This window comes from Wolbachia endosymbiont (group A) of Clivina fossor (assembly GCF_964026865.1).
Lineage (GTDB): Bacteria > Pseudomonadota > Alphaproteobacteria > Rickettsiales > Anaplasmataceae > Wolbachia.
Genome location: NZ_OZ034707.1, coordinates 327,848 through 347,504 on the forward strand (window position 1 = coordinate 327,848; position 19,657 = coordinate 347,504).

General features: G+C 35.7%; 16 protein-coding genes and 10 pseudogenes. 15 read left to right on the top strand and 11 right to left on the bottom strand.

Annotated elements, in window-relative coordinates:
- Positions 1-326: 326 nt before the first annotated feature.
- From AAGD99_RS01800 to AAGD99_RS01830, 7 genes and pseudogenes are all read right to left on the bottom strand, one after another.
- Positions 327-1,346, bottom strand: coding sequence for a phage tail protein (locus AAGD99_RS01800; protein ID WP_341822412.1), 1,020 nt, complete (start codon positions 1,344-1,346; stop codon positions 327-329).
- Positions 1,346-2,128 (bottom strand): baseplate J/gp47 family protein, encoded by a 783-nt coding sequence (locus tag AAGD99_RS01805; protein WP_341822413.1) that lies wholly within the window; start codon positions 2,126-2,128, stop codon positions 1,346-1,348. The genes AAGD99_RS01800 and AAGD99_RS01805 overlap by 1 nt, the downstream gene beginning before the upstream one ends.
- 2 nt (positions 2,129-2,130) lie before the next feature.
- Positions 2,131-2,466 (bottom strand): GPW/gp25 family protein, encoded by a 336-nt coding sequence (locus AAGD99_RS01810; protein ID WP_341823190.1) that lies wholly within the window; start codon positions 2,464-2,466, stop codon positions 2,131-2,133.
- A gap of 4 nt (positions 2,467-2,470) precedes the next feature.
- Positions 2,471-2,725 carry a PAAR domain-containing protein gene (locus AAGD99_RS01815; protein WP_341823181.1) on the bottom strand — a complete coding sequence of 85 codons (255 nt, stop codon included), beginning with the start codon at positions 2,723-2,725 and terminating at the stop codon, positions 2,471-2,473.
- Position 2,726: 1 nt separating this feature from the next.
- Entirely contained in the window at positions 2,727-3,191 is a 465-nt protein-coding gene (locus AAGD99_RS01820) for a phage baseplate assembly protein V (RefSeq protein ID WP_341822319.1), read from the bottom strand.
- A pseudogene (locus AAGD99_RS01825) lies at positions 3,178-3,420 on the bottom strand (hypothetical protein); the annotation flags it as partial. The pseudogene AAGD99_RS01825 and the gene AAGD99_RS01820, both read right to left, overlap by 14 nt.
- Before the next feature lie 333 nt (positions 3,421-3,753).
- Positions 3,754-4,768 (bottom strand): IS630 family transposase gene (locus tag AAGD99_RS01830; RefSeq protein WP_341822214.1). Its coding sequence is split into 2 segments (ribosomal slippage): positions 3,754-4,302 and positions 4,304-4,768, totalling 1,014 coding nucleotides; the frame shifts between segments, so codons are not numbered across the junction.
- 70 nt (positions 4,769-4,838) lie between these two features.
- Here AAGD99_RS01830 and AAGD99_RS01835 point away from each other — a divergent pair.
- Entirely contained in the window at positions 4,839-5,813 is a 975-nt protein-coding gene (locus tag AAGD99_RS01835) for an IS110 family transposase (protein ID WP_341822414.1), read from the top strand.
- 344 nt (positions 5,814-6,157) lie between these two features.
- Here the strand turns inward: AAGD99_RS01835 and AAGD99_RS01840 are convergent, their stop codons facing one another.
- The gene (locus tag AAGD99_RS01840) at positions 6,158-6,394 is read right to left on the bottom strand and encodes a hypothetical protein (protein ID WP_341822415.1); all 237 of its coding nucleotides are present in this window, start codon (positions 6,392-6,394) and stop codon (positions 6,158-6,160) included.
- Between the two features lie 999 nt (positions 6,395-7,393).
- Between AAGD99_RS01840 and AAGD99_RS01845 the strand changes: the two are divergent.
- The 8 genes and pseudogenes from AAGD99_RS01845 to AAGD99_RS01880 all read left to right on the top strand — a co-directional run.
- Positions 7,394-7,675 (top strand): annotated as a pseudogene (locus AAGD99_RS01845) (AAA family ATPase); the annotation flags it as partial.
- Positions 7,668-7,823, top strand: coding sequence for a hypothetical protein (locus AAGD99_RS01850; RefSeq protein ID WP_341822416.1), 156 nt, complete (start codon positions 7,668-7,670; stop codon positions 7,821-7,823). The pseudogene AAGD99_RS01845 and the gene AAGD99_RS01850, both read left to right, overlap by 8 nt.
- A 140-nt stretch (positions 7,824-7,963) precedes the next feature.
- A pseudogene (locus tag AAGD99_RS01855) lies at positions 7,964-8,161 on the top strand (Holliday junction resolvase); the annotation flags it as partial.
- Between the two features lie 116 nt (positions 8,162-8,277).
- Positions 8,278-9,297: an IS110 family transposase gene (locus AAGD99_RS01860; protein WP_341822222.1), complete on the top strand. Its 1,020-nt coding sequence runs from the start codon at positions 8,278-8,280 to the stop codon at positions 9,295-9,297.
- Positions 9,298-9,791: 494 nt separating this feature from the next.
- Positions 9,792-9,932 (top strand): annotated as a pseudogene (locus AAGD99_RS01865) (Holliday junction resolvase); the annotation flags it as partial.
- Positions 9,933-9,937: 5 nt separating this feature from the next.
- Positions 9,938-10,678: pseudogene (locus AAGD99_RS01870) on the top strand (terminase gpA endonuclease subunit); the annotation flags it as partial.
- Positions 10,665-10,889 carry a gpW family protein gene (locus AAGD99_RS01875; RefSeq protein WP_253309098.1) on the top strand — a complete coding sequence of 75 codons (225 nt, stop codon included), beginning with the start codon at positions 10,665-10,667 and terminating at the stop codon, positions 10,887-10,889. The pseudogene AAGD99_RS01870 and the gene AAGD99_RS01875, both read left to right, overlap by 14 nt.
- A 26-nt stretch (positions 10,890-10,915) precedes the next feature.
- Positions 10,916-11,401 (top strand): annotated as a pseudogene (locus tag AAGD99_RS01880) (DUF1016 N-terminal domain-containing protein); the annotation flags it as partial.
- Between the two features lie 86 nt (positions 11,402-11,487).
- Here the strand turns inward: AAGD99_RS01880 and ltrA are convergent.
- Positions 11,488-13,275: a group II intron reverse transcriptase/maturase gene (gene ltrA, locus AAGD99_RS01885; RefSeq protein WP_341822236.1), complete on the bottom strand. Its 1,788-nt coding sequence runs from the start codon at positions 13,273-13,275 to the stop codon at positions 11,488-11,490.
- Positions 13,276-13,702: 427 nt separating this feature from the next.
- On the opposite strand from ltrA, the pseudogene AAGD99_RS01890 reads away from it, so the two are divergent.
- Positions 13,703-14,257 (top strand): annotated as a pseudogene (locus AAGD99_RS01890) (PDDEXK nuclease domain-containing protein); the annotation flags it as partial.
- Positions 14,257-14,566 (top strand): annotated as a pseudogene (locus AAGD99_RS01895) (phage portal protein); the annotation flags it as partial. The pseudogenes AAGD99_RS01890 and AAGD99_RS01895, both read left to right, overlap by 1 nt.
- A 119-nt stretch (positions 14,567-14,685) precedes the next feature.
- On the opposite strand, the gene AAGD99_RS01900 reads toward AAGD99_RS01895, so the two are convergent.
- Both AAGD99_RS01900 and AAGD99_RS01905 read right to left on the bottom strand, forming a co-directional pair.
- Positions 14,686-15,000 (bottom strand): hypothetical protein, encoded by a 315-nt coding sequence (locus AAGD99_RS01900; RefSeq protein ID WP_341822417.1) that lies wholly within the window; start codon positions 14,998-15,000, stop codon positions 14,686-14,688.
- Between the two features lie 144 nt (positions 15,001-15,144).
- Positions 15,145-15,744: an ankyrin repeat domain-containing protein gene (locus tag AAGD99_RS01905; RefSeq protein ID WP_264731117.1), complete on the bottom strand. Its 600-nt coding sequence runs from the start codon at positions 15,742-15,744 to the stop codon at positions 15,145-15,147.
- Positions 15,745-15,993: 249 nt separating this feature from the next.
- Between AAGD99_RS01905 and AAGD99_RS01910 the strand changes: the two are divergent.
- From AAGD99_RS01910 to AAGD99_RS01925, 4 genes and pseudogenes are all read left to right on the top strand, one after another.
- Positions 15,994-16,071 (top strand): annotated as a pseudogene (locus AAGD99_RS01910) (head decoration protein); the annotation flags it as partial.
- 72 nt (positions 16,072-16,143) lie between these two features.
- Positions 16,144-17,139, top strand: a complete 996-nt coding sequence (locus tag AAGD99_RS01915; RefSeq protein WP_341822419.1) for a major capsid protein — start codon at positions 16,144-16,146, stop codon at positions 17,137-17,139.
- Between the two features lie 366 nt (positions 17,140-17,505).
- Positions 17,506-18,693 (top strand): annotated as a pseudogene (locus AAGD99_RS01920) (IS110 family transposase); the annotation flags it as partial.
- 124 nt (positions 18,694-18,817) lie between these two features.
- Positions 18,818-19,456: a hypothetical protein gene (locus tag AAGD99_RS01925; protein WP_341822420.1), complete on the top strand. Its 639-nt coding sequence runs from the start codon at positions 18,818-18,820 to the stop codon at positions 19,454-19,456.
- Positions 19,457-19,657: the final 201 nt, after the last annotated feature.

The window sequence follows — 19,657 nt, forward strand, 5'->3', positions numbered from 1 at the left end:
TAATTTATAGCTGTTTTGGCATGGAAAAGCAACTTCTTTTTTTCAAAAAACACACATTTTTACCGAATGTTAATGTAATATATGAAGATATAAATATAAGTATTTAGCGTATTAAACATATGGGCTGTTTTTCTTCCCAGGACCTGTTCAAATGTCGATGTTCATGCCAAGTTAGTACACATACTGTAATTGCTATTGAATGATGGAGAGACATACTCCATTATTTTAGCACGAAGTAACAAGTTCAATAGAATTAGTTCTTCAAAAATAATTTAAACTTTTACAGTAGGAGCAGTCTTATGAAATATTATAGTGGATTAGATGTCTCACTCAAGGAAACTTTTATCAGTATCGTTGATGAGAAAGGAAAAATTGTTAAAGAAGAAGTTATTGTAAGTGAAAGCAGTACAATAGCGGAGAAACCTTTCTAAAATTGGCTTGTATTTTAAATTCCACACTTGTTCAGATAGCTTATCACTTCCTAGTAAAAACCTTTTTCCCCTCTCTTCTATACTACTTACTGGAAAACATGCGTTTATTTCTCCTAAACTCCAACTGTCCGATAATACTATCTGCGCTTTAGCAAACTTAATCTCAGGTAATAAGCTCTGTGGTAGCGGATATAACGTTTTTAAATTATTCCACTGATGACTTCTTTCATAAATACCGTTATAATTCTTTGTGTGAGGCTCGGTTTCTCCAAGTATTGCTACATCTAGCCTATACAGATCATTACTTAATGCCTGCTCATAATGATCGCGTAGATAGTTTTCTATAATCCTAATAACTGGACCACTAGACCTGAAAAAATTTACTCTCCCAAATGATAACACTGGTCCATCTTTTTCTATTTTTACCCCCGAATAGTCAGAAAGAAGATCTCCAAATAAACTCTCATCCAATATAAATCTCTGCGCATTATAATAATCGTTAAAAATCCTCATTAGCCGTGATCTTGCAGGTAATGATAGTTTTGCTAGTTCTACTACTGCATCAACAAAGAAGTCTTTCGGAACATCTTTTATCCCTATCTGTAATTCAAAAAAGTGTTCTCCGGGTGGCTCTTCAATAATTGTAATATCTTCTATATTTGCCCATTTTAATGCTATTTTTAGTGACGCTGGTGTTCCTCTTAAACGCTGAAATTCTACCCCTTCTTTTATCGCTCTTCTTTTCTCTTTTGCCCAACGCAGAATCTCTTCTAACCCATATTCCTCTATTATCCACGGCAATACTTTTTCCCCTGGGCTAAATTTAAATCCTTTTACACAGCTTGGGTCTACTTTGTAATCGATTGCATCAATCAGCGCTTTTTCTTGCTTTGTTGCGTTTGGTGGTAATAGCATTAATTCAACTCAACATTTAAACTTCTTAAGGCAGCACACTCATTCCCCAGTACCACAACGTCCTCTCTTGGCTCGATTAATTCCACGTTTTCTACTCCTTCTACGAACAAATTCGCTATAATCCACGACCTTGTTACATTCCATCCTAATCTTTTCGTTGTTTCAAATTTTTCTATAAATTTCTTCTTCACCGTTTCAATAATATCTGGTCTTTTAATGCTAATTTTACTGTGGATATCTATTTCTATAATATTGCAACTTACCACTTCTATTGTATCTGTTAAAATCCTCACATCCTCCCTGTTTAGCTGATTTCTGACAATTTCTAGTAATTCTTCTGGCAGTGTGGATAATTCTGTGGATAAGATTGAAACTTGTACTTTTCCTGGTACAGGTGATTCTACTAATGCATCTTTTACTCTCGTATCTGCTGATAATGCATAATACCGATAATTTCCTCCTGTGCTTGAGCCAACTATTCTTGCCTTGATTCTTTTTCTAAATCGTTCATCCTTTTCCCCGTTCTCCCTTTCCACTCCGTAAAATTCAGCTAAATCATCAAGTTCTTCTCCCCTTGCAAACTTAAGTAAGTTGCCCCTTGCTGCTTCGTTTATTCTTTCTCTGAGCAAAAGTTCTCGCCATGCTGCTACCTCTAAAATCTTTATTGCTGGATCACTTTCTACCAATACTGTAAAACTTGAGTCTCGACGTATCAACTCCTCCTTCATACGTGAAAAGATTTCTTCGAAGTTCAGTGGCTCAATAATGTTAGGCTGCTCCATCTTTATACCACAACTCCATCAAAGCGAATCTTTTCCCCATTTGGTAGATAAATCCCATCCAAAGAAATTGTGACTTTCCCTTCTTTTACCTCTGTAATTTTTACCTTTTCCAGTTTGAACCTCTTTTCCCATTTCTGCAATGCCTCAGCGGTTGCTGCGTAAATTTCTAATGTAAAATCACGATTTACTGGCTTATCTACTAATTCAAATAATCTTGATCCATACTCTCTTCTCATAATACGTGATCCAATAGGAGTGGTTAAAATATCAGTAATTGATTGTTTTAAATGCTCCAAACCTTCTAATGCCTTACCTGTTTCAGCACTCATTCCCTTCATATCTTTATCCAGAAAAAACGCTGCTACTTCCACTTACTACCTTAAAACCACATGAGGCTAAATCACCAACTCGTGCAATACCAATATCATTAACAAATACGCTGTTTGACCCTTGCGTTAGTTTCTCACCTAGAGTTAAGATATCTCCTTTTCGACAAACAGATCTACCGTTTATAAAAACGTCGTTACTTCCACTCATACAAACATGAACCGGTATCCCCATGCAATGATCTCCTATACAAACTATAGCTCTTCTCATGTCAATTGAGATCAACTCTCCTTCCCTTAAGTTTTATTCCTTCTTTTGTCATCTCTATACTCGATTTTCCAACTTTTAGCGTTATTTTATCTACTACTTCAATCTCAAGATGATGATTCTCCTTATCGTACGATAATTTCGTTCCATCCTTAAACTCTAAAATATGCGCGTCTTTTCGGCATTCCGAGGGAAAATACTTCTGCTGATAAATTGCCGGTAACACCACCCCTAATGACAACTCTCCATATGGCGATAATACCATCACCTGCTCATCAATATCTGGGGAAAACCAACTTCTATCTTCTCCTGCTCTTGCCGTTACCCACGGAAGCCAATCGGTTAAAAATTCTCCTACCTTTACCCGCACTCTTGCTTTTTCATAGTCTACTTCTTTAACTAGACCTATACGAATAATGTTCGCTAGCCTTCTATTTAGCTCTGCAATCGCAAAATTATGGTCTAACATTTTCCCCCACACTAATAATATGCGGTATAATACCAGTTTCTAACCACATTGATTGACCTGTATGTAGCTCATGAACCCATTCGACCAACCACACTAGATATGCATCTAATTCTGGTCTAAAATCATCTCCTCCTGCTGATATAAATTCACCTGCTGAAACATTTTCCACGTCCCAAGTATTTTTATTCACAACTCTTGCAACTTCTGTTGCTAATTCTCTCACAACTATCGAGATGATATGAATTGTTATTGCTTGGCTGGAAGCATGAGAAGATAATAACTTCTCAGAGTGGATAGGTGGCAGGTTGAAAGGATTCATGAGGCCCTATTTTGCTTTTATATGCAATAATGGGATTAGACCTCGTTATCGAGATTAACCGCCCCTGCCACCGAAAACCATCGTGCGGCCCATAAAATTTGGTGACCGCGTATAGGAGGTTGGACCAACCGGTAATATTCTACTCTGATATTTTGTAGTATTCAATAAGAGGGAAAATTTATGCGTTACATAGGTATTGATTTACATACTAATAGCTTTACTGTTTGCTACTTATACCAAATCTCATAAATAAGTAGGCAAATAACTCACAGAACAAATGGTTTTGATCGAACTTTCCGTAATATTACGAATGAATGCACATACAGTATCCTCCAATAAACTAACAGAGTCATATATTCTATTTTTAATGAGATTGTCTTTCAAATATTGCCATAAACGCTCTACTGGATTTAACTCTGGTGAATATGGAGGTAAATAGATTAAGGTAATATTTTGTGGTATTTTTAAACCTTTGGATCTATGCCATCCTGCACAATCCACAACAAGAAATGCCTCCCTTGTTCCTAAATATTGTGACATCTGCTCAAGGAATATATTCATACAATCAGTATTGACGTTTGGTACGAATAAGCTAGAACTCTCTCCATTTCTAGGATTAACTGCACTATAGAGATAAAAGTTTTGCCTACCTAATTTTACCTTAACCTGTGTCCTAATGCCTTTTTTAAACCACCCGTGTCCAATCTTTGAATGTGTGCCAAACCGCGACTCATCGAAGAAAAATAGCTCTTTTTCGGGATACGTGACAATAGTTTCATTAAGATTTTTTTTTAAACTCTTCTTGTTTATTTTTATCCTGTTTATTGTGCACAGGCCTTGGAGTAATATACGAAAAACCTAACTTTTGCATCAGTCTATGTGCTGTAGACTTACTTACCTCAATAGAAAACATTTTCTCAATTATGATTTTTAATTTCTTAGCCGTTAGGTTGGCTCCTTCTTCTGCTATGACATTTTTAATTTCTTCTTGCTGCTTGTAGCTCAACTTCGGCTTTACTCCACGTCCTGGTTGTATTTTAAACGCATTGACTCCTCCTTCCTTAAATCTTGTAATCCACTTCATCAATGTAGTTCTAGTAATTCGGTATATTTGAGCAACTTTTGTTATTCCATATTCTTTTGCAGATATTATTGCCTGTAATCTTCTTCCTATCTCTCCTCTTATGCCGTGCTTCTTTAATTCCAGGTTACACTTATTATATAATTCTTCTCCTATTGCTTTACTTTTTCCTGCCATAACTCCCCACTAATTCTTAAATTATTCTATTTTAGAAATTTTTCTTTATTCGTCTATTTATTTTTAGGAATTGGTATTAGAAACAGGAAAGCAAGAATATATTCGCACATTTCACTTACAGAACTTGGACAATTTCGTTGAAGGTCTTAAATCAGAAGATGAAATAGCTTTCGAAGCTACAGGTAATAGCTGTTTCTTTTATGATGCAGTGTCATCTTACGTCAAGCGCGCAGTGATAATTGCACCCTGGCAATTTGAAGTTATTCGCCGCTCTGTAAAGAAGACAGACAGGCATGATGCAAGAGCTATTGCTTTCTTTCTAAGCAAGGATATGTTGCCTGAAGCGAGATGTAAAAGCAAACAATGCCAGCAGTTAGCTTCTCTTCTTCGAACAAGAGAGCAGTTAGTGAAATCACAAGTATCTCTAATCAATAAAATGCACGGTCTTTTTAATTATCATGGGATAAAAATTAAGAAGGAAACGCTGACAACTAAAGCTGGATTTGAACGCTCTATTCAAAAACACAATTGGGATTATATAGAAAAGATAGAGATTGAAGTAATTATCTATCAACTGGAAGCTATTAGAGAAAATCTCAAGAAGCTTAAAGAAGAAATTACTGCTTTTGCTAAGCAACTTCCTGGATTTAATAACCTTATCAGTATTAAAGGTATTGGTGCAATTTCTGTAGCAGTTTTTATCACGACAATTGGCGATATTAATGATTTTAGCAATCCTGAAAAGCTCACTGCTTATTTCGGAGTTGTACCATCAGTTTCTCAATCTAATCAGCAATGTACTATTGGAAGAATCACCAAATATGGGCCAAAAATGGCACGAACTTCTTTAGTACAGTGTACCTGGGTCGCTATACGATATAGTCCTTACCTGAAAAGTTTTTACGAGCATGTGAAAAAGAAGCGTGGTTCTGCTAAGGCTATTATTGCAACTGCTAGAAAATTTCTAACAACCATTTTCTATACACTGAAAAGGAACTGGATTTTTGAAGATTTTACAAAATTTGAATTTTTTATTGAACAATAATTGTAAGGGAAAATATGATACCTTAGTTTTTATAAGCCAAATGAATATGTGCTTTAAGTGTATGTAGACGCACATATTCATTAGCTACATTAATTTAAAAATATTAATTAAAAACTTAGTATTAGTATTTTTGTTGTCAATGAAACAACTTTTGATCGAATAAGATGGTACAGTAATAAATAAAAAATTACATTAGAGCTGAATTTTACATCAGAAAATGTTTTGAGTAATACAAAAATCATTATTGACTTTTATGCAATTGAGAGCTACCGATCTCTGACAGACATTTTCTACATACTTAAAGACAACCGGGTTTTTAAAGATTTTACAAAATATGAAATTTCTTATTGACAACAATCATAGGAGGATTCCTCGGTAGTTGAATTTTTGTCTAGTTCTTTACATAGATAAATGTTCTTTAGGTGCAATGAAATATTATCAATTGAACAGTCAAATAACTCTGCCATATGTTTCTGAGTAAGCCATAGATTTTCATTTTCAAATCTAACTTCAATACATACCTTTCCGTCATCTGTTTCATAGAACAAAATTTCATTATAATCTAGTGATTTGTTGTTCATATACTTCCCTAGCCATATACTTCATATATAGCACCTTCTGCTTTAAGTGACAAATTTTTAGACGCAGAGCCAGTCAATTGATACATAGAAAAAATTGTATACAATATCTCTGTTCGTTTCCCTCTTACTACAACCTATAATAAAAATATAAAGTTATCCGATAAAGGAGGTGAAAACCAAAAGGTCCATAATTGCGTTTTAAAACGATTTTGTAACTCTGGGATAGCTTTAACGCTTGTAACACCCTTTAAAAGACAAATAAAAAGCGTTTCTAATGATTCCATTGGTGCAAATAAACTTACGAGTAAGTTTAGCGTCATTTTTATTCATTGTAAAGAAAAAATTTGTATGAAGGTCTTATTTATAAAACTCACTTGATGTTTTTGCAATAGCCAACTCATGTTACTTCTACCATAAGGAGGGTGACAAAATGTCCCTACCCTTTAAAACGCTTTAGGAGGTCCTTATAACACTATTTGTAATTTAGGTAGGATAGAAATCCTTCTTTTTTAAATTAATGCGTGTAGACCCCTTTAAAACGCAAATAAAAGGCATCTTTAGTAATCTTACTGTTACAAAACAAACTTGCTTGCAAGTTTATCACGGTTTTTATGCTTTGTAAAGAAAAATTTGAAAAAATTGTAAAAACACAGCTACGTAGCCGACAATCAACTTTGCAATTTAAAATTATTTTAACTTTTTTTTCAAATTCATCATAAAAAACCATGAGAAACACGGTAATACATTAGTATAGGGGCAATGAAACAGATTACCTTGTAGGATGATTCTTGGATTTCCGTTGTTGGTCAGCAAAAAACTATAAATTGCTAGTGTATTTTGAAGGAACCAAACGATATTTAGTGCTGCTCGTAGTCAATGTTTTGGTAATTTTATGATAAATGCAATAGATTGTTCAAGAGTAAAAGTGGGTTGGTTCACCTCCTGAAAAAGAATTCACAGTACAAAATTGGCTCTCTGTAGGGATATCTCAGTGGTGATTATGAAGTTGGTAAGTCCCTTCTCGCTCAGCAATTAATGACAGCAGTTGCTACCGGAAAACCTTGGCTCAGTATAGATGTTAAACAAGTTAAGACATATGCTTTATTTTGTGAGGATGAAAAAAAAGATCTTATACGCAAGCAATGTGCAATAAATGAATTATACCAACTGAATTCTGATCTTGTCAACAATATTCGTTTATTATCTCGAGTAGGTGAAAATAATTCACTTATAGTTTTCAATGACAGCTATACAGGTCCCTTATTTTCACGATTTGCTTGAAGACATAAAATCTTTTCAACCAAAACTTGTGATATTGGATGCAGCTTCAGATTTATTTGGAGGAGATGAAAATATCTGTACTCACCGTAATGCAGCTTTGTTGTGCCAATATAGCAAGGACAGTAAATTGCGCTGTTTTGCTGTGTAAACACGATACAAATATAGATATGTGGCATAATAGGGCATTTTACTTATCTAGATCAGAAGAAGCAAGTGATGAACGTGTTCTACAGTTCGGAGAATTTAGTCATTTTTTGCGTTATCAAGATGGGGTCTTTGTAATTTAGGATGTCTATTTTAACACTCGACCTCGGCAAACAAACAGGCTGGGCTATTCTTACAGATGGAGTAATTCAAAGCGGAGGTGAGAGTTTTCATGGTAGCCGTTTCAGCGGAGGTGGCATGTGCTTCTTAAGTTTTAGTAATTGGCTTAATTCCTTGAAAGACATTTCTGTAGTGTATTTTGAAGAAGTAAGAAGACACATACTGTAATTGCTATTGAATGATGGAGAGACATACTCCATTATTTTAGCACGAAGTAACAAGTTCAATAGAATTAGTTCTTCAAAAATAATTTAAACTTTTACAGTAGGAGCAGTCTTATGAAATATTATAGTGGATTAGATGTCTCACTCAAAGAAACTTTTATCAGTATCGTTGATGAGAAAGGAAAAATTGTTAAAGAAGAAGTTATTGTAAGTGAAAGCAGTACAATAGCGGAGTATTTGCTTAGTCAAAGCAAAAAATATGAAGCAATAGGGATAGAAAGTGGACAACTATCAATATCAATGTGCAAAGAATTGAGGAGATTTGGATTGCCAGTAACTTGTGTAGATGCAAGGCATATGGCAGCAGCATTGTCTGCAAGAATCAATAAGAATGATAAAAATGATGCAAGAGGTATAGCACAAATGATGAGAGTTGGGCTATTTAAAGAGGTATTAGTAAAGTCAGATGAAGCTTGTCAGATTAAAATAATGCTTGGAAGCAGAAGACAATTAACACGTAGCAGAGAGAAAATTGAGGGAACAATAAGAGGATTATTAAAAATATACGGGATAAAAATTGATCAGCGTGCCAGATCTACAAGTTTCATTTTAAAAGTGCAAGAAATAATTAATGAGCTAGATGAAATTAGCAAGAACTCAATTGAAGCATTAGTACATAGCTTAGAAACAATAGAAGAATCGATAAGAAAACTTGACAAAATGCTCTCAGAGCAAGGTAAAAAAGATGAGGATTGTAAATTATTAACTACTGTTCCAGGAGTTGGTATTATAGTAGCAATGACATACAAAGCTGCGATAGATGATGCATATAGGTTTGAAACATCTTATGCAGTTGGAGCCTATATGGGATTGAGCCCAAGACAGTACGCTTCTGGAGAGATTGATCGGCATGGAAGTATATCAAAAATGGGACCAGTAGAATGTAGGAATGTGTTGTACGAAGCAGCACAAGTCTTACTGGTAAAATGTAAAAGGAAATTTAAATTGAGAAGCTGGGGATTGAGGCTTGCAAAAAAGAAGGGTATGAAGAAAGCAATTGTTGCCGTAGCGCGGAAGTTGTCTGTAATTATGCATAGGATGTTGGTTAGTAAAACAGAATTCTGTTATCAATAAATGCAAAAAGTAGATAATTTGATGTAAAGTAAAGATAGCAATGCCGATGGAAGGGATAAGCAAGATCCTAGGTTGAAGCATAGACTTCGTAAGACACATGTTGCCGTCCACTTCCGCCTAACAAGTATAGTGCGGCTTGGCTAAAATACAAATTAGCCATATCAGACCGCGGAGAGAACCATGGAAGCATGCTATTTTAACTTATATTAAGACTATGAAGGGAAAGAATGATACCTTAGTTTTTATAAGCTTAATGAATATGTGGATAAATACTTTAAATGTGTGTGGCGTATTTATCCACATATTCATTGGCTGCATAATTTAAAAGAGATTAATTAGAAATTTAGTGCTGGTGTTTTGATTGCCAATAAAACCCCTTTTGATTGAATAAGATAATACGATAGTAAATAAAAGGTTGTATCAGACCTGAGTTTTACATCAAAAAATATTTTTCATGATACAAAAAATTATTATTGACTTTCATGCAATTAGAGAACCTTGGAACTGATGGTGCGCATTGTTATGGTGGTTTCTTTGCTGTTTTAGCTGCTTGGTGTGAAAAGCATCATATACCTTATCAAGGTGTACCTGTCAAGACGATAAAACGTTTTATCACCGGTAAAGGCAATGCAAGTGTGGCAAAGTAGTGTTAACGGCAGGGGTTGATGTGCAAAAAGATCGGTTAGAAGTAGAAGTAGTAGCATGGGGAAAAAACCGAGAAAGTTGGTCAATAGACTACCAGGTATTTGAAGGAGATCCGGGAGGAGAAGAAGTATGGGGAAAACTTTCGGAGTTATTAAATCATCATTTTATCGGTGAAAATGGGCTTGAATACATGATAAGTATGATGGCGGTAGATGCTGGGTATGCAACACAAGAGGTATACAACTGGGTAAGAAGTCATCAAGGGTCAGGGAGAGTAATGGCAGTAAAAGGGGCAAACAAAGCGCTAGTGCCACTGAGCAGCCCAAGTAGAGTTGATGTAACAGTTAGCGGACAAAAGCTAAAGAGAGGAATGAAGCTGTGGCCAGTTGGAGTATCGATATTAAAGTCAGAATTGTTTCAGTTGCTGAATGTTTTAACAGAAGGGGCGCCGGGGTATTGTCATTTTCCAGATTATACACCTGAGTATTTTAAACAGCTAACCGCAGAGCAACTAATTACCAAAGTAGTAAAAGGATATACCAAACAAGAGTGGCAAAAGATAAGAGACCGAAATGAAGTACTAGATTGCAGAGTTTATGCAAGAGCAGCATCGATAGCACTGGGAGTAGACAGATGGCCAGAGAGTAAGTGGGAGAGTTTAGTAGGTGAAAAAACTAAAAAGCCTAAAAAGGTAAGAAAGAGTAGATGGCTGGGTGAGAAGAATGTACAGCAGTGAATATTTAGCCCAAGTTGAAGAAGCGATAAAGAAGCTGCAAAGCGGGGAAAGGGTTGTCTCAATTGCATATGGTGACCATGTAGTTCGGTACGGGGAAGTTCAAATAAAGGATTTATTGGAGCTCAGGCAACGAATCAAAGCAGAGTTAAAAGTTGCAGGTGTGAAGCCGAAGAGAAAGATTGTTATTGCAACGAATAAAGGGATCATATAATGATAAAAATCGTTGAAAGGAACACTATGACAAAAATTATAGGAAAAGAATATACAGAATTTTTAGAGCAGTTGAAAGAACATATTGCTATTAGTCGTTATAAGGCAGCAAGAACAGTAAATAAAGAACTGCTACTGCTTTATCATTATATTGGAACGCGGATTCTAGAAAAACAAAAGAGTCAGAGTTGGGGATCTAAAGTAATTGAGCAGTTAAGTAGAGACTTAAAGGCTGAATTCCCGGAAATGAAAGGTTTTAGCACGAGAAACTTGAAATATATGCGTCAATTTGCAGTGGAGTATCAAGATATTGAATTTGTGCAACAACTTGTTGCCCAATTGCCGTGGGGACATAATGTATTTCTAATGGACTTAGTTCAGGACAAAGAAGCGAGGCTATTCTACATAAAAGAAGCTATTGAACATGGCTGGTCACGTAACATTATGGTGATGCAGATAGAGCTTGGTCTACATAAACGTCAAGGGAAAGCTATTACTAACTTGTTGTCTAAGTGAAGAAGGTCGCCCCTCTTCACTCGACTTCAAAACCGTACGTGAGACTTTGCGCCTCATACGGCTTCTCTCTAATTTGGTGCTTGTCATGCACACCTCCTGTGTAATTCATCGTGACAATGCCCATGTAACAAAGATAAATTTTTGATCATATTGTTTCGTCTATTCCGGTCTTTATGATGTATTTCTATTATATCATCACTTTCAAACCATAGTCTACAATTACCGCATTTACTTTGTTGTAACTTCAATAGTTTTATTACTCTTGATGGCTTATCTGGTATTTCTCTAAGACGATTACCCCAATAAACCCAATCACCATCATATGGAGATCTGGTTTTTTGCACTTTGATATGTCGTTTAATAACATGATCGCTGTGTATAATAAGATGTATCTTGTTACTTGTCATAAAACGCCAGTTATCGTTATTATACTTTTTAAAGTATTTTCTTTTTATCCAGCATTTCCCTTTGTTTGGGTGCCTAAAGACTGCCCACTTCCAGAGCTTTCTATGTATAGTATTATCCAATGAGCTAAAGATTTTACATGAAACTACTGAAGAGTAATATTGACTCCACCCTCTAATGATTGGATTGAGATTCCTTATTACTACTTCCTGTGGCGCCCCACGCATTTCTCTAAGTTTATGTTTAATAGCAAATATATGCTGCTTTATAGAATTACGACTTGGTTTTATTAATAATTTGTAACCTTTCTTACTTTCTTTTGTTGGATATTGTCTTATTGAAAATCCAAGAAAATCAAATCCTGGTTTTATTCCATTAATGATTTTTAATGTATGAGAAACTTTTGTCTTAGAAGGCTTTAATTCTAATCCAATGGTTTTTAACCATTCTTCAACTAGAACTTTTGCCCTAAGAATAATTTCTTCACTTTCATGTATGACGACAAAATCATCACAGTAGAAAATTACACTAATAGACTTTTGCGCATTTTTATGCGATATCCTACCATATTTTCTTTTCATGCATTGAAAGAGTTCGTTTGTTAATGCTTTTTTGATATGTTGCTCTAATCCGTGTAATGCAACACAAGCTAGCAACGGTGAGATCGTCCCTCCTTGAATTGTACCACGTTTTGTGGATTGAAACTTTCCATCTTCCATAACGCCTGCCCTTAACCATCCTCTTATGATTTTCTTTAACGTTGGTGTGGTATTGAGCTTTTCAAGCAGTTTATTATGGTTAATATTGTCAAAACATCCAGAAATATCAGCATCTAATACATATGCTGTTTTCTGTTTTAGCACATCAAATATGGCTTCAATTGCATCATGACATGATCTACCAGGTCTAAAACCATAAGTGTTTGGCTCAAGTTTTGCCTCCCATTCTGGTTCTAAAGCCATTTTTACAAGTGTTTGTTTTGCTCGACACGATATAGTAGGTATACCAAGCGGGCGATGCTCCGATGGCTTACCAGGTTTTGGGATCCAGACGCGTCTTGATGGCTTTGCTTTTTCTTTTATATCTAAAGAATATGATAGTTGTAATCTTTCTTTTTGATTAAGATTAGCCTTTCCATCAATACCTGCAGTCTTCTTCCCCCTATTGTCCTGTGTTACTTTCCTAACAGCGAGTGTTTTTGCACTTGTTGATTTGAGTAATAATCTCTGAAGATTATGCATCTTTCTGATATCATTACATTTAGAAGCTTGGTAAATTCGTTTTTGTAGCTTAAATGAAGATTTCTTCAGCTTTCGCCAAGGAATTCCATTCCATTCATACCTAGCTTTTTGCTGGTCCATAACATATTCACTACTATTCACCACTTTACCTTCCAAATTAAAGTGTTTACGTCTGCGTATCCCAGATATTACTTTGGGCATTAGCTTCTTAAACAATCCTTCCACATAGCAGCTTGTGGTTGGCTACCTACTTATATTTTTATGAATATAAGAGCTTTTATGTGGTTACTCCGTTCCATGGCTTCGTTTCACGTTAAACTTAGATTCCTACTATTTGCCGGAAGCTGGGAACATCAATAACTAAAGTCTTCAATCTTTAGTTCCCCTTTTGCTTCGTACCATTTTGGTCTATGCGTAGTTCAACCTCTTTTCGCATACTATGCTTTGACGACAATTCAAACATAGGTTCCTCTCGTAATCATATCTAACTCTGTTTGCAGGGATTCACCATGAGGTTTAGTGTTACCTGCTTTTATCTCATGCTTGCATCCCAAAGGTTGCCACCCTTTAAAATGTGAGATATACATTATCCCCGATGTCTAGGGAAAGTGGAATTTAACCACCACAAAACCACGACTTTCAGGGTCGCACTGAAGAAAAATTACCATCTCCACAATCCGATCTAGCACATTATACATTAAAAGATCCATATATTTTTGATTTTTTAAGTATAGGTAAGGATGCTCACGAAAGAGAAGTAGAAAAGGGACTTGTAGGGCATATGGAAAAATTTCTGTTAGAACTCGGTGAGGGATTTGCATTTGTTGGTAGACAATTTCATTTAGATGTTGGTAATAAAGACTTTTATATTGATTTATTATTCTATCATTTAAAGTTACGTTGCTTCATAGTAATTGAACTAAAAGATAAAGATTTTAAACCAGAGTATGCAGGTAAAATGAATTTTTATCTTTCCGCAGTTGACGATTTACTGAAGCACTCGACAGATCAACCTTCTATAGGGTTAATCTTATGTAAATCTAAAGACGATGTACTTGCTAAATATACACTCAAAGACATAAATAAACCAATAGGATTAGCGGAATATCGAATAACTGAAAATCTACCAGAAAACATCAAAACAGCTTTGCCAACAATAGAAGAGTTAGAAGCTGAATTATCGAAAGTTTCAGATAAGGAAAAGTAATGCTACTAAAATCATTCAAGCAATTATTCCGCAAACCACCAAAGTCTAAAGGTTCAGCATGGAGGTTCAGGAAGGAGATTATTGCACTTTCAACCAGAGTCAGGAAGTATAAATAGCTTACTTTCCCAAAGCCTTGAACACTTACGCAGTCGGTCTCGTGATATGGTAAGAAAGAACTCCTATGCAGCAAACATAATCGATACGATAGTGAGTAATTGCGTTGGAACAGGAATAAAACCGCAATCAAAGGCGAAAGATGCAGAGTTTCGGAAAAAAGTGCAAGAATTATGGCTGAGATGGACAGATGAACCAACAGGACCAGAGCCTGCGATGATAATGTTTTTCATTTTTACCTCATATGAACCACCTAACGCTAGGCTTACCATAATATGAGATATAATGTAACAGTTTTTTTATTTAGAAATAGACTACTGTGGTGATTGCTGTGCTGCTACAAAACGCTCATGTTCTACTCTTGCCATTTTAGTACTGGGTTTAAATATCTCATATGTGATACGACCAGCTGCAAATGCTGCTACTGTAACTAAAGCTGCTGCGCCTATTATACGTGGTGCATCTGGTGTAATATTGCCAGTTGTAAAAAGTGTTATTGCTGCTACAGCCCCTAGTAACAGTGTTGAATAACGAACAAAGAGGCCTCCATTGCGTGCTTTTTCAAATTGTGCTAAACACCCATCACCAGACCCAGGTGAAAGCTTACTATTACCCACAAATAAAAACATAGTATTGTATTTACTCAAATAATTTAATTTTATTAACCTGAAAGCTTATTGGATTAAAATTATTAAACTAAGAGTTATAATTTTAGCAACTAAAAGCTGTAAATTGCACCATATAAACAGTTATTTCAAGCAAAAGTTATGCCATTAAGAGCTATGCAACAAACATTTATATTTGTGGGTAATAGTAAGAGGTGAAAGGAGCCATGCACGCCCGTATACATAGCTATATACTGGAGTTTCACTATTTTTATCCTTCACCCAAGGATCTGCACCATTTTGTATGAGAAGCCGTATTATAGATTCACTACCACTAACTGCAGCATAATGTAAAGGAGTACATTCCCAGATATCTTTTGTATGAACATTTGCGCCGTTTTTTATTAGAATCCTTGCTGCTTCTAGCTGATTACTTTTAGCAGCTGCATGTAAAGGAGTATGGCTATGCTTGCCATCAACATCTGCACCACTTTCTATCAGAATTTTTATTATGTTCGTATGGCCATGTTTAGCAGCCACATGCAGTAATGTACCTTGCCAACTAGCAATATTAGTAGTAAATTGGCAGTCTAATGAAAACTTACTTTCTTTCCATACATTATATTCTTCCTTTGCTAATGCTCCTTCAAATCCACTATCTAGTTTGCTTTTCTCTTCTAGTTTTTTCTTTATCTTTTTAACTATATTATTCGAGTTTAAATCTTGATCATTATTTAATACTTCCAGTATTTCATGTAGCGGCTCCATAATCACCCTCTCTCTTTAATTAAATAATACATTATGACTACCCTGTAGAAGAGAGTCAATTAAAAAGCATTTGAGGCAAAACTTTCTACAAATTAAATTATGTAAAAAAATGTTTGCACATTATGTAATTGTTCAATATAAATGGCATTAATTGTCAAGATAAGGTGTTTTATGCAAGCTGCAGAGTAAAAAACAGAACAGCAAATATTATCAAAAGAACTAAGAGAGGATAAAAGGCTACAGTTAACAAATATAACTGAAGAGCAAAAAGCTGCGGTAATAAAGCAACTTGAAACACGAGGAATCATCATCCGCAAGGGAGTTTAACGAGCTACCAGACTCAGCAACTTACATAGAAACAACTTAAAACACACAGCATTAAAGGGAAAGGGGGAAAGAATGCAAAATCCATTTACAAATCCAGCATTTAGTATGACGGAATTAACTAAAGCAATAAACATATTGCCGATAAATTATGGTCGCGTCGAAAATTTAAAATTATTTCCAAGTAAATCAGTAAAAGTTCGTCATATTACCATAGAAGAGCAAAACGGGGTATTGAGTTTATTACCAACGCAAGTTCCGGGAGCACCAGCAACAGTAGGAAAACGAGGAAAAAGGAAAATAAGAACTTTTACCATTCCGCATATTCCTCATGATGACGTAGTGTTGCCTGAGGAAGTACAAGGGATAAGGGCATTTGGGTCAGAAAGCGAACTTACGGCACTGGCGAGTGTAGTAACAGATCATCTGGAGTTGATGAGAAACAAACACGCAATAACGTTAGAACATTTGCGAATGGGGGCGCTCAAAGGAATAATTTTGGACGCAGATGGCAGTGAGTTATTAAATCTGTATAACGAATTTGAAATTACACCGAAAGTAGTAAATTTTGCACTGGGAACAGCAACCACCGATGTCAAGCGTAAGTGTCTGGAAGTATTGCGCCATGTTGAGGACAACTTAAGTGGTGAATATATGACGGGGATTCATAGTCCTGAGTTTTTTGATGCTTTAACTTCTCATGCCAAAGTAAAAGAAGCATACGAGAGATGGCAAGAAGGAGCAGCACTCCGGAACGATATGAGATCAGGATTTACGTTCTGTGGAATAACATTTGAGGAATATAGAGGGCAAGCAACTGATCCTGAAGGAAACGTAAGAAGATTTATTGAAGGAAATACCGGACATTGTTTTCCACTTGGTACAGCAAGCACATTTACTACTTACTTTGCGCCAGCAGACTTTAATGAAACAGTGAATACCCTTGGGCAGCCATTATATGCAAAACAAGAGCCGAAGGAGTTCAATAGAGGGACTAAATTGCATACTCAGTCGAACCCTTTGCCAGTGTGCCATCGTCCAGAAACATTAGTCAAAGTCGTTGCAGCATAACAATACTGATAGAGCAACTACAAAGTATGAGACTGCTCTACCAGTATGCCCCTTCTTAGCGTGCATGTAGAGGTTAGTGCATAAAGGTAAAGTATGCAAGCATCGAACAGACGAAATCTGTCAAATCAGAAAGAAACACACAAATTTAAGTTTTTAGTAGTTTTCAAGTATAGTTGTACAGGGAGCGCCTCTGCAGTTATGACCGACATTTTCAATGGTGCCTAAGTGCCCGTATGCAAGCATGGTTTTGGAAGGAACGGTCAAATCATTGATGGAGTCATTTAGACTACCTCGGTTAGGAGATTGTACTATCAACCGTTCCAAGCTGAAGCGTTTCCCTGTTACAAATTATATGTAGGAGTTACCATGAAAAAAGCAAAAAGTAAATTAGAAATAGTGAATCCTAATGCAGCAGGAATAGACATTGGTTCAGCTGTACACTATGTGTGTGTACCTGAAGGAAGAGATGAACAACGCGTTCAGAAATTTGGCTGCTTTACTGAAGACCTTCATAACTTAGCACAGTGGTTGAAAAAGTGTAAAGTTACAACAGTAGCTATGGAATCAACAGGAGTATACTGGATTCCTTTATTTCAAATACTTGAGTCATACAAATTCGAGGTAAGATTGGTAAATGCACGGCATGTAAAGAATGTACCTGGTAGGAAGTCTGACGTTCAAGATTGCCAATGGCTCCAACAACTGCATAGCTACGGACTGCTTCATGGATCGTTTAGGCCAGATAATCAGATGTGTGTATTGCGCAGTTACGTGCGGCAACGCAAAAATCTCACTGAAAGTGCATCTACACATATTCTGCGTATGCAGAAGGCATTAATTCAAATGAATATACAATTACACAAGGTTATTAGTCATATTACTGGGATAACTGGTATGAAAATCATTGAAGCTATAATTGAAGGCGAAAGAGATTCTGAAAAATTAGCAGAATTCAGGGACGTGCGAATGAAAAATGATCAGTCTACTATTGCAAAAGCGTTAGCTGGTGACTATAGAGAGGAACACTTATTCACGCTAAAGCAAGAATTTGAATTATATAATATTTATCAAGAAAAAATAGCAGAATGTGATAGAAATATTGAAGCCTATTATAAAACGTTTGAAACAAAGTCTTGTGAAAGCAAACAGCTAAGTAAGCAAAAGAATAAAAATAGCAAAAGTAAGCCAAGCTTTGCTTTGTATGAGGAACTGCACCGAATAACTGGTATGGATTTCACTAAAATTCCTGGATTTGATGTATTAAGTATACAAACCATAATTTCAGAAGTTGGTATAAACCATAGTAAATGGCCAACAGAAAAGCACTTTTCGTCGTGGTTGGGACTCAGTCCTGCTAATAAAGTTACAGGGGAAAAAGTGTTTAACACAAGAACACGTAAAGTCATTAACCGTGCTGCGAATGCTTTGCGAATAGCTGCTCATTCTGTAGGAAATAGTAAAAGTGCGTTGGGTGCATACTACAGAAGATTGAAAAAACGACTAGGAGCACCAAAAGCAATAACAGCTACTGCAAGAAAAATGGCATGCATATGGAGTTGAGGGAAAAAAGTTTAGCTATTATCGCTGTAGTAGTACTATACGTATTACTGATGGTAGGGAGAAGTGTACTAATAAATTGGTCCGTACAGATATGTTAGAAACAGCTATATGGGAAAAGGTGAAAAATTTACTAAAAAACCCAGAGATAATAAAAAATGAGTATCACCGTAGAATTGCAGAAAATAAAAATGATGAATCATCAGATAAGAAGTTTGCAAGAAGGGAAAATCAAATAAAACAAGGCATCGAAAAGTTAATGGAAGACTATTATAGTCAAGAAAATGTAGGAGATAAAGGATATATAAGTGAGGAAGAATTTAAACAGACGATGAAAAGAATGAGGGAACGCTTAAGAGGGATAGAAGAAGAGAAGAAAAAGGTAGTTGATCAAAAAGCAATAGAGAAGGGAATGAACCTTATCATCAACAGTATAAAGAGTCTTTATTCCAGTGTAAAATCTAATTTGGAACAGCTAGATTGGCAAACTAAGCGTGGCATCATTAAAGCATTAGTAGAACGAATTCAGATTGGTTATGACCAGGTAGAAGTGGCGTTTAGAATCGAAGAACCAGCACAGGATGGAGAGATTTTTAATTTGCAACATTGTACTGGACGTCATGAAAATGAAGGTATTCAGTTATCTTCATCTGTGCAGATTAAACAGCAAGAAAACAACGTAGTTGGCGTCTTATTTTTAATTTTTTGCACTATGTGCACCTTATGTCTTCACAACATTTCTAGGTTTTTACCTATATAAGCTGAAACGCGCTTATAAGTCGTTTAAGACAGTATAGTACGCCAATTTGCAGGATTAGGGAGTGAACACTAATTACCACGGGGTTTCTTTTGCCTTTTTTTCTGCTTAGTAAATTTCTTAAACATTTAAACAAAGGTGAGTTGCATTTAAAAGCAGCTAAATTGCAGTGTTTAAGACTTAAAAAACGCCAAATACTGAAAA